Raw genomic sequence first — 11,574 nt, 5'->3', positions numbered from 1 at the left:
TTTGGCGACAAAGTTTCGCCATTTGGCGACAAAGTTTCGCCATTTGGCGACAAAGTTTCGCCATTTGGCGACAAAGTTTCGCCATTTGGCGACAAAGTTTCGCCATTTGGCGAAAGTTCTTGCCCTGACTGCATTTCAACCACATTAGAGGACGGAATCCACAGATCCAGTCCAGCGATCGCTTCCCAGTCAAGCCGGCCTTTAACCTTGAGCTTGGACAACGCTTTATAAAAAGTTGCGCGATTAATTCCAATCTCGGCAGAGAAGCTATCAATATCCTTAACTCTGAGCTTTTGCCCAGGCTTCCGAAAAATCCCAACCGTGTAATAAACAAGCCCAGTAGCGGTAATAATACCGTCCTTGTAATCTTGCTTAACCTTCTCTAGTGAGAGGCGATAATGCTGAGCTTCATTGGGCTTCATGATTGACTCAGCTCCAAATTAGCTTTCCACTCAATAAAAATATTGCAATCAATATCACTAATGTTGTACTTAGTGATTGCATCCTTTAAACTGAGGCAGTGTTGTTTCGCCATGTTTGCTAACTTTCTAGGTGAAAAGAACCTCGTGCTAAACTTAAATCGATACATCTATAAATCGATTCAATTAGCCTATCGATGGATATAATATAGTATCAATCCATCTATGAGTGTATTATATTTATGAAACTTAACAATTCCCCGCCCTCTCCAATGTCAGCTCTTTTCGACCAAACCTTGAGACATTGGGGGATTACTGGTAAAGAGCTTTCTAACAAATCTGGTGTTTCAGAGAATCACATTTCTGAATTTCGGCGCGGGAAAGGAGACATAACCACTAACGTTCTGTGGAAATTGCTTCAAGCTATGGAGCAAATTGCCCCCGGATCTGGCAATCATTTTTTTTATCTTATTCTTGGGCAAAAGATGGAGCATCCGAGCGTAGGAGAGCGCTTGGAGCAGTTAATAGAAGCTGCCGACGATGAAGAGACAGAAAGAGCAATGCTGGCAATTGCCCGAAAATGGAAAGGGAGCAGAAGCGTCCAGGCGCTAACTGTGTAACTCCTCCATTTCTGGGTGTATTCAAATGCTTGATATCAATGGCCAACATTACCCATCTGAGGTAAGGGTTTTGAGCCTCGACGACGTTAAATCACTTTTTGATTCTCTGCCCCTTCCAGAAAAGGAGAAGTTTTTAGGGGAGACTTTATCCGATTTACCTGCTGAGTCACAGATGAAAATTCTCGGTAAGCAGATGGGTGAATCTGGCTTAGTTGTTGTAATGGGAGGGTCAAATTGCTGTGTGAATACAGACCTTTGTATTCAAATTCAAAATGCACCCAATCTAGATGTAGAGGGAATTATAGAGGCCGTAATTGCACGGCGACAGCGCGATCGCTCTGCAAAGGGTTGAGCGATCGCATCCAGTTCTGGGGAATTAACTAGCAGTAATCAAATAAGCTGTTAAAAAAGATATTGCAACAGCCAAAATTGCCATTCCTAAAGATGCTGGCAGTTCTGGGGAATGAAAAGCTGTTTCATTGATGAATACAATCTTTATCCCCATCGCCCGGAAATCCTCTGCTACCTTCCGAGCAGCTTCATAGTCATAGGGGTCAGATGGTGCAAGACCAACCACAACACGGCGCTTAGGGATTATCCACAGTAGTTTAGGGCCGTAGTGATTGTACAGCTCTGTTTGAGCCACGGCGTGAAAGATATTCTCGCGGGTAAGCCACTTTTTCACCTCGTAGTTGCACAGCCACGTTGCCAAGTCAATGCGCCTGGTAGCTGTCGGTGTCTTTATCCTCACTTCGTCCGGCGCTGCCAGCAGTCCAAATCGCCGCAGCCGCTTTTGTATGAGCAGTTGCAAATCCCTCTCGCACCAGTCATCGGGAAGGTAGCGATCGCAAAATTCATCACTGTTCATCTGTTCCTCTCCTGTTCCAAGTTCTAGGGGTAATGCCTGCATCCTTGAGAATGGTGTGCAGCCGAGAACGGGCGGACTGGAAGCCGTCGCCGTCGCCAGACTTGTATCCCCAAACTCTGAGAATGATGTGCTTCTGGTTTCTCACAGGTGGGTCGTGGTAGATCCACAAGAAACCGACCCAATCACGTTCTATTTGCCTGATAGCGCCGTAGGGGGGAAGCTTCGCAGAAGGTTCTACGAATCTCTCAAGCCTTTCATCGAACTCCGTGGAAACTTCCTGTAACCTTTGCGGTGGTTGTATTTCGGGTGAAGCTTCGTTTCTAACTAGCCGAAGGTTCGGGGGAGCTTCGCCAGGGTGTCTATCGAAGGGTGCCACCGCTGGAAGTCGAACCATCTCCTGCGGCTTGAGCCAAACTTGAACCGCGCCGCGCAGCGTTACAAACTTGGGAGCTTCTGCCAAATCCATTTCAATGTGGAGATGGTTGGCCCATTTCTCAATAGCTTTCTGTCCGCCGTCTGTAGGCTTCAAGCGGACAACAACGAAGCCCTCCTGGTCTACTGCTGCACCCTTAAACTCGCAGACTACCCGCTTGCGGAGCAACAACTCCATGCAGCGACGGGCGATGACAACCTCAAAGCTGCTACCTTCTGGCAGTGCTGGGGCTTCGTATTGGGCGAGGAGCGATCGCAGTTCATCCAGTTCTGAATCCAGCAGCTCAATCTTTGATTCATACTGCTGGATAATGTCAGCCTGTTCTTTCAAGAAGCTTTGCTTGTCCTGCTCTAGTTCCTCGTTAGCAGCTGCAATATTCTCCTCAAGCTTCTGCTGTTCTACCTCGGTTAGTTTCTCTATCTCCTGCTGTTGTTCCAGTAGTTCAGCTTCTCGTTGCTGCCACTGTTCCTGATATTCAGTAGTCAGTTTTTCTAAGTTCTGCTGATGCTCTTGTTGATTAAGTTCTAAATCCGCTTCAGCATCAGCAATTTGTTTTAATAAAAGCTCTATTTTCTCGGTTAAGTTAGCTTGTTGATTATCAAGCTCTTGTAATTTTTTTAAAGAATTATCTTGTATACAATAGCCAACTCCAAATAAAGCCCCTGCTACCTGGAAAGCTACTGGCTTATTAGTGACACCAGACAAGATGGTGCAAGCAATACAGCCACCAGCGGCAAGGTATAGCAGGGGATTACTCATGATTCAAACTTTTGAATTAATTTGATAACTCCGTACCAAACTACAAAAATACTCGTTAAAAAAACCACAAATATTAATGCAGCTTGAGGATTTCGTGACCAAAGGAATAGGAAAGACCTAATTAATAAAGAAGCGCTACAGAACCCTGTAGCGCCGACAACTAAAAGGTAAAGCTTCATGCTTTCTGCTTAGCTTTCTCCTTGGTTGATTCCGTAGAAGCAAACTCTACAGCCTGCCCAACACCTCCAGCGAGAATCTTCTGTTGAGCCTTCTGAAGGTATTGAGAGTCACCAGTCACAGCGTAAGCTTTAGTCGCCAAGTTCTTAATAATCCTCTGTTTGTTGAGGATTCCAGTAGCCTGAGTTTCTTTCAGGTTATCTTCAGCGATCCCTTTCTTTTCGTTATCATTTTGAAGTTTGATTTCTTCAGTTTCAAGCTTTACTTGTTGACGGTCGCGTTTAACTTCCTGAGTATCAGCCCAGAGCTTAGTCCGCTCAGTTTTAGCCTTCTCCCCTCTCAAAATGTGTCCGCGTTGTTGCCGTTTCTCAGCCTCTAAGCTGAATTTAAAAGTCAGCTCATCTGGCAGTTCAGCAGACTGCTTATCTTTGGGTTTATTACTTGTTGTTGCCATTATCAATCTCCTTTTTAACTCGTTCAGCAACCTTATCGAAATCCTTTTCAGATTCAATTACTACTGGCTCAATGCCAAGGCTACGCCAATAATCAACAGACATTAAATCTTCTGATTTAGCATCATCGGATTCGTTCGATTTCCTCTTTGTCATTAGGAACTCCTTTGAAAACTTGCTCAGCCCAACTATTCACCCAGCTACCAATCAAAGAAAAAACTATTATTTTGGCGATGATGACAGCCGAAACAATTAGGGCTACTACTATCTGATGAGCAGATGCCCACTTTAAGAGGCGCGGCGAGAGCGTGATCGCGGGTCTATGTTCTTTCCCACGTTTTGCACTGCACCAGTAATGTTTTCACTGATGCGCTCGTTCATTCGCTTAACGATTGGAACCGAAAGCGCGTCACCAAGAACTGTGCCAACTTGCTCTAAATACTCAGCCTGGATATCTAAGAAAGTGCCAAGTGAATCTATTTTTTCAAGGCTCAGTTCATGAGCCTCAACAACTTCAGACTCAACAACTTCAGCCGGAACAGTAGCTAAAGGAGCATCAACCCGCTTCTCTGGGAATCGGTTGTACTGCTGCCAGATACGTTGCTGATATTCTTTGATTCCAATCCGGTTGTCATTAGGAATCATTAGCGGCTTCTGGCTGTCATCCCGAAGAATAATGCCGTCTGCTGAGCGCAGAGGGACTTTGGGGCTGATAGCAGCCTGGAGGTTAAAAAATTCCTCTTTAGCCCAAGCTGTGAATCTCTCCCCATCCTTTAAATCAGCTGTGCGCCACCAAAAAGTCTCCTCAAGCTTGGGCAGCCAGTTCTGGCTAAGGTTGCGATCGCTCGTTCCGAGTTCACGGGCGAGGTCAAGAGCGGTGTATGTAAGCGTTGGTTGAGATGCAGTTTGTGTTTTCGGCATAAATCTGCGGTTCATTCATAAACTTGAACCCATTAAAAAACCCGCCTGCCAGCGGGTCAAGTTTTTTTTGTACTTTGTACAAACTATTTTTTCTTCATCTCTCGATATATCTGCCGCAGCTCTTGAAAATCTGGCGGCTCGATCTGCTCCATCTGCCAAACGAAGTGAGCAATCGAAAACCTAAGCCTATGAGCCTCTGTGGGGCTGCGGCGAGTCTCCGATTCCATGAACCAACGATTGCAAACATGAATTGAGCATCTAGCGACCCTAGCCAGTTGCTCTCTTGATAATTCAGGGTATAGAGCCAGGAAATCGTCCAGCTCCATGAGGTTTTCGTAAAAACTATGTAACGCCTTCCAGTCTCGCTTGTTAGGGTTACGCATTGCAATAAACTTTTGTACTATTGGTTTGTACACTGTACAAAGTGTACAACAAAGGCTATCCGTAGGGAAAACTAAACACAGATACCTAAGCCAAACTATGAACACCCAACGACCACCACAACGAGAGTTAATAATTGACTGCCTGTCTAACCGTCTCTGGGAAACTAGCCCGGAAATCATCGCCCAGGTGCTGCGGCAGCTGCCAGATGATGCACTCAACAATCTTGCTAGAGCAACCGTACAAACAATTGAACCTCTCCAAGTACCAGCAATTTCTGAAAATCTGCTCTACCCCCTAGAAACACCTCAAATTTTTGAGGTGCGATCGCTATGAGTTCTGAGGAGTTGAAACTAAGCAAGCGAGATGAACTACTGCTAATCCTGAATGCACTGGTCACGCTAGATGATCGGCTACCCGGCAGCAGGAATCGAATAAATTTCAGCGGCTCCCTACTCAGTAGTGATCACACAGCTTATCTAGATGAACAGTGTGAGTACATATTTGAGTGGTCTGACGCTCAATTAATAGAATTTGCTTACTTGAAGTTACAAAAACTGAAAAAGCACTATGAACAAGCCTGACTTTCAATCTATGAGCGACCTAGAGCTATTGGCTCACCTCGCGTACCGATACCCAGAAGCCAACGAGGAAGGCAAAAAGTTAATAGAGAATGCAGTTAACCCAAAGCTCTTTAAGCTAATAACCCACCCTGATGTTCAAAGAGCTGTAGTAGAGGCGCGATCGCTATGAATGGCAGTTCTGGGCATAAAGGTAGCGAAGCTGTAACGAAGTGCCACGTAACGCCTAAAATCATCTTTTGCAGAAGAAGCGGGGGCGGATTTGGCGCTAGAAGAGAGCTAATTATTCCTCTGCTGTCCTCTTCTAAAATCCCACGGCATAACAGCTTTGGATTGATTCCAAAATCCTAGTTTCTTCTGCTTGGCTTGAGCCTCAGCCCGAAGGTACTGATTTTGAGTAGCAGCGCAACCGCTTAAGTAATGTCGGTAGACAACTGCCTGCCCCTCCTGAACCATCCGCAGATTGACAGACTGATTCCCTAGGAACAACTCAGCGACCGTGCGCCCGTAGCGGTCGCGCTCAATCTCTCTGACAAGCACGGCTTTACCAGGAGGGAGAAGTTGTTTGAGTTTCGCCGCTGATTGCTGACCCCAAGGGCGTTGTCCTGTTTCGGGGGCATCAATGCAGCCCATCCGAATCGTGATAACTTTCCCCTGGCTGTTGACTCGGAGCGTATCGCCATCGCCAATACTAACCACTGTGGCTGTGGTTTTTGCAATGCCTGGGTTTCCGGATAAAAGGAGAGCTAGGGCTGCGGTAACTGCAATTGCGGTTTTATTCACTACTTACAAGTTCGTAATTTAGGACAATCCTAGTATTCCCGGAAGGTAAAGCCGAGATACGCGCTGTCCGAGGACACGATGTAAAGTTATATAACAATCATTGCTTCTGCGAACGTTCGACCACAACGCCAGTAGGAAACAGTTACTACACAACAGTAGGGCGACTGGTGCCGATTACCACGGTAATGCTGGAGGTTCCGGGCGTGGTCAGACAACAGTTGTAGTGGTGGTTTGGTAGAAGCAAGCAGAGCGATCGCTATCATGCTTCGGTGAGATGGCACTTGAGGCAAACAGAACGAAGATATTAATAACTGAAAATAATTAAAGCAGGGGTGCAACTCATTGGGTTGCAGCTCATTTTTTTGCGATTGAACTGATAAAATCAAGATACAAATGTGGCTTAAGTACGGCGTTGATATCAAAGATAATGTATTGGTTTCTATTGAAGATGTTAGTAGCGGTAAAACTAATCTCAGATGTCTTTACTGCGGTAGTAGATTAACTGCTAAAAAGGGCAAAGTCAACCAACATCATTTCGCTCACACTGAAGAAACTTGCCGCCCGGTAGCTGCCAAAACAGTTCCCGATTTACCTTTATACGATGCCTTCAATATTCAACTGTCAGGCAAAGAATTAGAGGAATTGAAGGTATTTTGGAAAGAATACGGCAGACATGGTTATTCTATTCCTACCGTACCTTTTAAATTCGTACTTTCTAAATTATTGGTGTGGAATAATGACTCTCAAGCATATGAGTTTACCAATTTAGGTAAAATCCCAGTTTGTGCCTTGCCATTAGAGTTGTTTAATCAGGTTCAGGAACCTCTAATCTTAGATAAGCTGGATTCATTAGAACAAGCAGCAACCCGTGCGAAACTAACCAACTCCTCATCGCTACCAGAACGACTAGCAGATTTAAAAATGTACTGCGCCCAAATCCAGCGGATACTTCAATTTAGTTTGTATTTTCTGGAGATTAAAGCCGATGGGAAACTGCTACACAAAATTGGCGTAACTCGTCGCTCAATAGATGAACGAGTTCTGGAAGTACAACGTGATTTAAAATTACATTACAAAGATGTGTTTATCAATGTACTAGGTACTTGGTTGCACCGAGGTAATGTGGAGCGTTACTTTAAGTATCGTTATCAGGAATTTAATTATCCGATTGGCAAACTAACCGAATATTTCAGATTTGATGATATCAATTCAGTTTTAAAAGACTTGAATCAGATGGCTCCCAAAATACTCACCCAGGCAGAAATTGATATTCTTCAAGACAAACTGCCCAAGGTGAAACAAATTCAGTAGTTGCAGGAAGCGATCGCATCTGACCACCATCAAGAAGCGAATTGCAAGAGGAACTGTAAGGTGCGATCGCATTAGCTGTGAAATTTCCCTAGAACTCGATGCTGCGGGGAATTTTCAGTAAATCTACTGAACCCAATGAAATCCCGGTAAGGCTAGGGTGTGACAGACGATATATCGTTTGCTACACCCTGTAGCAAGTATTGCAACTCAAAAAACGAATGGCTATTAAAAAGCTTTCGATTATTAATCAACCAGAAATCGGCAAGCTTATTCGTGAACTCCGAATTGAGATGGAGTTGACCCAAGAGCAGTTCGCTGCTCTTTTAGGAGTAGTCTATCCCACGGTTAACCGCTGGGAAAACGGACGCTCTCAGCCTTCGCCATTAGCATTACAGCAAATCCAAAGGATGCTTCAAGAATTAGGTGAGCGGGGGAACGAGTTGCTACAGCAGTATGCGGCAGAGAATTAATGCCCTGGTATTAGTTCTAGGAGATTTTTGTGTGAAGTGCGATCGCATTTCTCAGCATTTCAAATGACAGTGTGTATTCACCCAAAAAGAGAAGGTTATGGAATTTCACCCCTATGAGGCTTTTGACAATAACAAAGCTCAAAGAAAAGCTTGGGCTTGGATAAAGCAAGCATTTAAAGACGATCCAGGGGTGGCGTATTATCGCTACCCCATTTTTTATCCCAGTGGAAAACTTAACCGAGAACCTGACATCCTCATCCTGCATCGAGAGCTAGGCTTATGGGTGATTGAGTGCAAAGGGTGCTATATCCACAACATCGCTAGTATTCAAGGTCACGAGTGGAAGATGAATAATTGGCACTCGGAAATTGAAACACCAGTAGCACAAGCCGAAGACCAGATGTTTGCGATAAAAAATAAGTTTACTGCATCAAATCGAACTCATGGCTTGGTATCTTTTAACTTTCGAGTTGTACTTCCCTTGGTTAGCCATAATGAATGGCAATCCAAAGGATTTCATGACTTCCCATCTACCCAAGGAGTTGTACTATTTGCTGAGGATTTAACACCAAAAGCTTTCAAAGAGAAGATGATTGAGGGAAGTAAGGAAAATCCCCAGCGGATGATGACTGATGAGAATTGGAAACTTGTAAAAGACGTATTAGGCGGTACTTTACCTATTGATTACCCACCACATCCAGAGCCACCACATCCAGATCCTTATAATCCCATCAGAGTCATTCGTGCTATGGAATCTGAGCTAAAGAAATTAGATCAGCACCAGCAAAAGGTTGCATTTGAAATTCCTCCTGGGCCTCAGCGAATTCGTGGTTTAGCAGGTACGGGTAAAACAGTTTTATTTGCCAAGCGCATTGCTAAGATGCACGCGAGGAATCCAGAGTGGAAACTAGCTTTTGTGTTTTTCACTCAATCACTCTATGTTCAAATTACCAAGCTTATCGGTTTGTATTACCATGAAATGACGGGGGAAGAACCAAACTGGATGAATGTAAAAGTCTTACACGCTTGGGGAGCGAAAGGTAAAGAAGGTTTTTATCGGACTTTAGCGTTGAAATGTGGGAAGAAACCCAAAAGTGTTAATGATGTAAAAGATGAAATTGGTTCTGTTTCTCCAGGGACAGCTTTTGAATATATCTGCAACTGTCTAGAAGAAGAAGTTCCTAAACTGCCAGTTCTCTATGATGCAATTCTCATTGATGAAGGTCAGGATTTACCTTCATCATTCTATCGTTTAGCTAGAGGAACACTTTCCGAGCCAAAACGCCTTTACTGGGCATACGATGAAGCGCAAGGGATTGGCACTCTCACCGTACCAAAACCACTTACTATCTTTGGTCTGAAAGATGGCATACCAGTAGTGGATTTGGGAGGTAACAAGCTTCCAAACGGTGTTATAACAGCTCCTAATTATGAGAGCGGTATATCCAAAGCTCATAATATGAATCGGTGCTATCGTACCCCAAAACTTCTGCTTATGAGCGCTCATGCGGTAAATATGGGATTATTTCGTCAAGGAGGCCCATTGCAGGGAGTAACTAATCAAGAAGACTGGGAAAAACTAGGTTATGACGTTTCAGGAGACTTCCGGAGAATTGGGCAGCCTATTACTATTACACGTTCTGAGAGAAGTAGCCCTCACCTCATAGACCAGAAGGACTTCAAAGAACAAAAGGCGGTTGGTTCTCAATTAGTAATCCAGACTTTTAAAAATGAGTTTGACGAACAAAATTGGATTGCTGAACAAGTTGCTAATGATATAATAAAGCTTCGCTTTGACCCTTGCGATATCTTAATTACAGGCCCAACTGGAAATTACGAAAGCGAATATTTTCAAAAACTCAAAGAAGCTCTTAGCCGACACAAAGTTAATAGCTTAATTGCTGGTGTAGACACCCAACCCGATATTTTCTGGATGGATGGGTATGTAACAATAGCTCCTATATCTCGATCAAAGGGCAACGAAGCTTGGAAGGTATATGCCTGCCGATTCCAGTATGCGACCCAACCTCTTCTCTGGAAACAAGAAAAAGAAATTCACAAGCGTAATGAAGCCTTTGTAGCATTAACTCGCGCCCGTGTATGGTGTGTTGCAACCGGATTGGAGTCACCAATTTTTAACGAGTTACAGCAGGTTATACAGCAATCTCCAAATCTTGTTTTCCCAGCTTTCAATAAGACAGCAATTGAAAGAAACAACGATGAAAACGACGATGTAGGGGAAGGCATCCAAGGCGAGCTAGAGTTATTTGCAGCGAGCTAGAATTATCTCCTTAACTCAAACTCAAGAGAGCGATCGCCCTCAATCCTAGAGGATTAAACAGAGAGCGATCGCACCTATCCAAACGGTTGCCCCCACCGCTTCCAATTTTCTTTGTTGAAAGGCGATTGCCACTTCAAAATTAGTTGTTTTTCCAAAGCCTGCCGCGATTGTGTTGCTGATGGCGCATCCCACCAGAAACTGATACAAATGGCAACATCTAGTTGGTACTGGCGATGCAAGCTGATGTACTGATTAATGTACCGTTTTGCGTCATGGGTACTGCGCCAGCGCTGGTTACTGTGAACGGTTTCGCCAACATACAAAATTAACTTCGCTGTTGTATCTACAACAAAATAAATACACGGTTCGCCCAAATCCTGCCCAGGTCGCTCAAAAAACGAGAGGGTATCAAGTCTTAATGTCAGTGGGTCAATCTGTTCTGGGTCACAATGCACTGGCGCAAGGTCGAATAATGCAACCTGCTGTATTGGCTGATTTTCTCTGGCGCGTTGTTGGTGGGCAGCGATTTGAGTTTTCCACCTCACCAGGGCATCAGCACTCATCAGCGGCACATCCGGTCTACGCTTGCGGGAAGTGAGCTGAGCCGAGTTGAATAGGTCAAGCTGATTTGGTTCCAATCGAGTTTCTTGAATGTATCAAACAAATGATAAATCCCCGCTTAACTAAAAGCGTGTTGATGAAGGGTGCGATCGCCCTCACTTCTAGGAGTTCTAGGGGAAACTTGAATAAACTGCTGTTAGTACCATGCCAAAGATTCCAGAGTGCGATCGCTGTCTCAATAATGCCCGTAGTCCATATCTAGTGTGTGCCGACCACCCCACCGGGTCAGAGGATAACTTCTGCCCAGACTTCACCCCAGATCCCAACGCCGAACCAGAAGAACTGTGGGAGCCGGAGGGAGCCAGCTACTACGATGGCGAACTGATTTTGCAACCTAAGCAGCGTTGGACACCGGAAGAACAGCTGGAGCGATTGGACTATCACCCGATGTTTACGGGGCGCTGTCCTAGTTGCGAGATGCCGTTTGATATGAAGAATACGCCCTCGGTGCATTGGGATTGCCCCCACTGTGAGTGGGTAGATGATAGTGTGTGAAG

The 11,574-nt window shown here is 44.7% G+C and carries 17 protein-coding genes and 1 pseudogene; 9 read left to right on the top strand and 9 right to left on the bottom strand.

Translation table 11 applies throughout. The annotated features are described in order from the left end of the window. A pseudogene (locus H6F66_RS00545) lies at window positions 1-422 on the bottom strand (hypothetical protein); the annotation flags it as partial. A gap of 269 nt (window positions 423-691) precedes the next feature. Between H6F66_RS00545 and H6F66_RS00540 the strand changes: the two are divergent. Both H6F66_RS00540 and H6F66_RS00535 read left to right on the top strand, forming a co-directional pair. Then, window positions 692-1,039, top strand: coding sequence for a helix-turn-helix transcriptional regulator (locus H6F66_RS00540; protein ID WP_190417190.1), 348 nt, complete (start codon window positions 692-694; stop codon window positions 1,037-1,039). A gap of 25 nt (window positions 1,040-1,064) precedes the next feature. Further along, window positions 1,065-1,391, top strand: coding sequence for a hypothetical protein (locus H6F66_RS00535; protein WP_190417188.1), 327 nt, complete (start codon window positions 1,065-1,067; stop codon window positions 1,389-1,391). Window positions 1,392-1,415: 24 nt separating this feature from the next. Here the strand turns inward: H6F66_RS00535 and H6F66_RS00530 are convergent, their stop codons facing one another. The 6 genes from H6F66_RS00530 to H6F66_RS00505 form a co-directional block, all read right to left on the bottom strand. Continuing rightward, window positions 1,416-1,907 carry a hypothetical protein gene (locus tag H6F66_RS00530; RefSeq protein WP_190417186.1) on the bottom strand — a complete coding sequence of 164 codons (492 nt, stop codon included), beginning with the start codon at window positions 1,905-1,907 and terminating at the stop codon, window positions 1,416-1,418. Further along, window positions 1,897-3,099 (bottom strand): hypothetical protein, encoded by a 1,203-nt coding sequence (locus tag H6F66_RS00525; protein WP_190417184.1) that lies wholly within the window; start codon window positions 3,097-3,099, stop codon window positions 1,897-1,899. The genes H6F66_RS00530 and H6F66_RS00525 overlap by 11 nt, the downstream gene beginning before the upstream one ends. 175 nt (window positions 3,100-3,274) lie before the next feature. Next, window positions 3,275-3,730, bottom strand: a complete 456-nt coding sequence (locus tag H6F66_RS00520) for a hypothetical protein (RefSeq protein ID WP_190417182.1) — start codon at window positions 3,728-3,730, stop codon at window positions 3,275-3,277. Then, the gene (locus H6F66_RS00515; RefSeq protein ID WP_190417180.1) at window positions 3,714-3,884 is read right to left on the bottom strand and encodes a hypothetical protein; all 171 of its coding nucleotides are present in this window, start codon (window positions 3,882-3,884) and stop codon (window positions 3,714-3,716) included. The genes H6F66_RS00520 and H6F66_RS00515 overlap by 17 nt, the downstream gene beginning before the upstream one ends. Window positions 3,885-4,016: 132 nt before the next feature. Beyond that, complete coding sequence (locus H6F66_RS00510; protein WP_190417178.1) at window positions 4,017-4,649, bottom strand: hypothetical protein; 633 nt, start codon at window positions 4,647-4,649, stop codon at window positions 4,017-4,019. Window positions 4,650-4,732: 83 nt separating this feature from the next. Further along, the gene (locus tag H6F66_RS00505; protein WP_190417176.1) at window positions 4,733-5,032 is read right to left on the bottom strand and encodes a hypothetical protein; all 300 of its coding nucleotides are present in this window, start codon (window positions 5,030-5,032) and stop codon (window positions 4,733-4,735) included. A 97-nt stretch (window positions 5,033-5,129) separates the two neighbouring features. On the opposite strand from H6F66_RS00505, the gene H6F66_RS00500 reads away from it, so the two are divergent. After that, entirely contained in the window at window positions 5,130-5,366 is a 237-nt protein-coding gene (locus H6F66_RS00500; RefSeq protein WP_190417175.1) for a hypothetical protein, read from the top strand. 234 nt (window positions 5,367-5,600) lie between these two features. Continuing rightward, window positions 5,601-5,783 carry a hypothetical protein gene (locus tag H6F66_RS00495; protein WP_190417174.1) on the top strand — a complete coding sequence of 61 codons (183 nt, stop codon included), beginning with the start codon at window positions 5,601-5,603 and terminating at the stop codon, window positions 5,781-5,783. 107 nt (window positions 5,784-5,890) lie between these two features. On the opposite strand, the gene H6F66_RS00490 is transcribed toward H6F66_RS00495, so the two are convergent. Then, complete coding sequence (locus tag H6F66_RS00490; protein WP_190417173.1) at window positions 5,891-6,394, bottom strand: thermonuclease family protein; 504 nt, start codon at window positions 6,392-6,394, stop codon at window positions 5,891-5,893. 100 nt (window positions 6,395-6,494) lie between these two features. Between H6F66_RS00490 and H6F66_RS27950 the strand changes: the two genes are divergently transcribed. The 4 genes from H6F66_RS27950 (at window position 6,495) to H6F66_RS00470 (ending at window position 10,456) form a co-directional block, all read left to right on the top strand. Further along, window positions 6,495-6,632 carry a hypothetical protein gene (locus H6F66_RS27950; protein ID WP_206755760.1) on the top strand — a complete coding sequence of 46 codons (138 nt, stop codon included), beginning with the start codon at window positions 6,495-6,497 and terminating at the stop codon, window positions 6,630-6,632. A gap of 155 nt (window positions 6,633-6,787) precedes the next feature. After that, the gene (locus H6F66_RS00480; RefSeq protein ID WP_190417171.1) at window positions 6,788-7,705 is read left to right on the top strand and encodes a GIY-YIG nuclease family protein; all 918 of its coding nucleotides are present in this window, start codon (window positions 6,788-6,790) and stop codon (window positions 7,703-7,705) included. A 218-nt stretch (window positions 7,706-7,923) separates the two neighbouring features. After that, window positions 7,924-8,175, top strand: a complete 252-nt coding sequence (locus H6F66_RS00475) for a helix-turn-helix transcriptional regulator (protein WP_190417170.1) — start codon at window positions 7,924-7,926, stop codon at window positions 8,173-8,175. Between the two features lie 97 nt (window positions 8,176-8,272). Then, window positions 8,273-10,456, top strand: coding sequence for a nuclease-related domain-containing DEAD/DEAH box helicase (locus tag H6F66_RS00470; protein ID WP_190417168.1), 2,184 nt, complete (start codon window positions 8,273-8,275; stop codon window positions 10,454-10,456). Between the two features lie 74 nt (window positions 10,457-10,530). Here H6F66_RS00470 and H6F66_RS00465 read toward each other — a convergent pair whose 3' ends face one another. Further along, entirely contained in the window at window positions 10,531-11,094 is a 564-nt protein-coding gene (locus H6F66_RS00465; protein WP_242023743.1) for a GIY-YIG nuclease family protein, read from the bottom strand. A 127-nt stretch (window positions 11,095-11,221) separates the two neighbouring features. Between H6F66_RS00465 and H6F66_RS00460 the strand changes: the two genes are divergently transcribed. Beyond that, a complete protein-coding gene (locus H6F66_RS00460) occupies window positions 11,222-11,572 on the top strand; it encodes a hypothetical protein (RefSeq protein WP_190417166.1) in 351 nt (116 codons plus the stop codon). Window positions 11,573-11,574 lie beyond the last annotated feature (2 nt).

Origin of the sequence: Trichocoleus sp. FACHB-6 (assembly GCF_014695815.1) — a bacterium.
GTDB lineage: Bacteria > Cyanobacteriota > Cyanobacteriia > Cyanobacteriales > FACHB-T130 > Funiculus > Funiculus sociatus.
This window is presented reverse-complemented; position numbering and strand designations above follow the sequence as displayed.

What these genes read in the sequence shown, in the direction of transcription:
- H6F66_RS00540 (WP_190417190.1), top strand. Translation starts at nt 692, where the DNA reads ATGTCAGCTCTTTTCGACCAAACCTTGAGACATTGGGGGATTACTGGT.
- H6F66_RS00535 (WP_190417188.1), top strand. Translation starts at nt 1,065, where the DNA reads ATGCTTGATATCAATGGCCAACATTACCCATCTGAGGTAAGGGTTTTG.
- H6F66_RS00530 (WP_190417186.1), bottom strand. Translation starts at nt 1,907, where the DNA reads ATGAACAGTGATGAATTTTGCGATCGCTACCTTCCCGATGACTGGTGC.
- H6F66_RS00525 (WP_190417184.1), bottom strand. Translation starts at nt 3,099, where the DNA reads ATGAGTAATCCCCTGCTATACCTTGCCGCTGGTGGCTGTATTGCTTGC.
- H6F66_RS00520 (WP_190417182.1), bottom strand. Translation starts at nt 3,730, where the DNA reads ATGGCAACAACAAGTAATAAACCCAAAGATAAGCAGTCTGCTGAACTG.
- H6F66_RS00515 (WP_190417180.1), bottom strand. Translation starts at nt 3,884, where the DNA reads ATGACAAAGAGGAAATCGAACGAATCCGATGATGCTAAATCAGAAGAT.
- H6F66_RS00510 (WP_190417178.1), bottom strand. Translation starts at nt 4,649, where the DNA reads ATGCCGAAAACACAAACTGCATCTCAACCAACGCTTACATACACCGCT.
- H6F66_RS00505 (WP_190417176.1), bottom strand. Translation starts at nt 5,032, where the DNA reads ATGCGTAACCCTAACAAGCGAGACTGGAAGGCGTTACATAGTTTTTAC.
- H6F66_RS00500 (WP_190417175.1), top strand. Translation starts at nt 5,130, where the DNA reads ATGAACACCCAACGACCACCACAACGAGAGTTAATAATTGACTGCCTG.
- H6F66_RS00495 (WP_190417174.1), top strand. Translation starts at nt 5,601, where the DNA reads ATGAACAAGCCTGACTTTCAATCTATGAGCGACCTAGAGCTATTGGCT.
- H6F66_RS00480 (WP_190417171.1), top strand. Translation starts at nt 6,788, where the DNA reads ATGTGGCTTAAGTACGGCGTTGATATCAAAGATAATGTATTGGTTTCT.
- H6F66_RS00475 (WP_190417170.1), top strand. Translation starts at nt 7,924, where the DNA reads ATGGCTATTAAAAAGCTTTCGATTATTAATCAACCAGAAATCGGCAAG.
- H6F66_RS00470 (WP_190417168.1), top strand. Translation starts at nt 8,273, where the DNA reads ATGGAATTTCACCCCTATGAGGCTTTTGACAATAACAAAGCTCAAAGA.
- H6F66_RS00460 (WP_190417166.1), top strand. Translation starts at nt 11,222, where the DNA reads ATGCCAAAGATTCCAGAGTGCGATCGCTGTCTCAATAATGCCCGTAGT.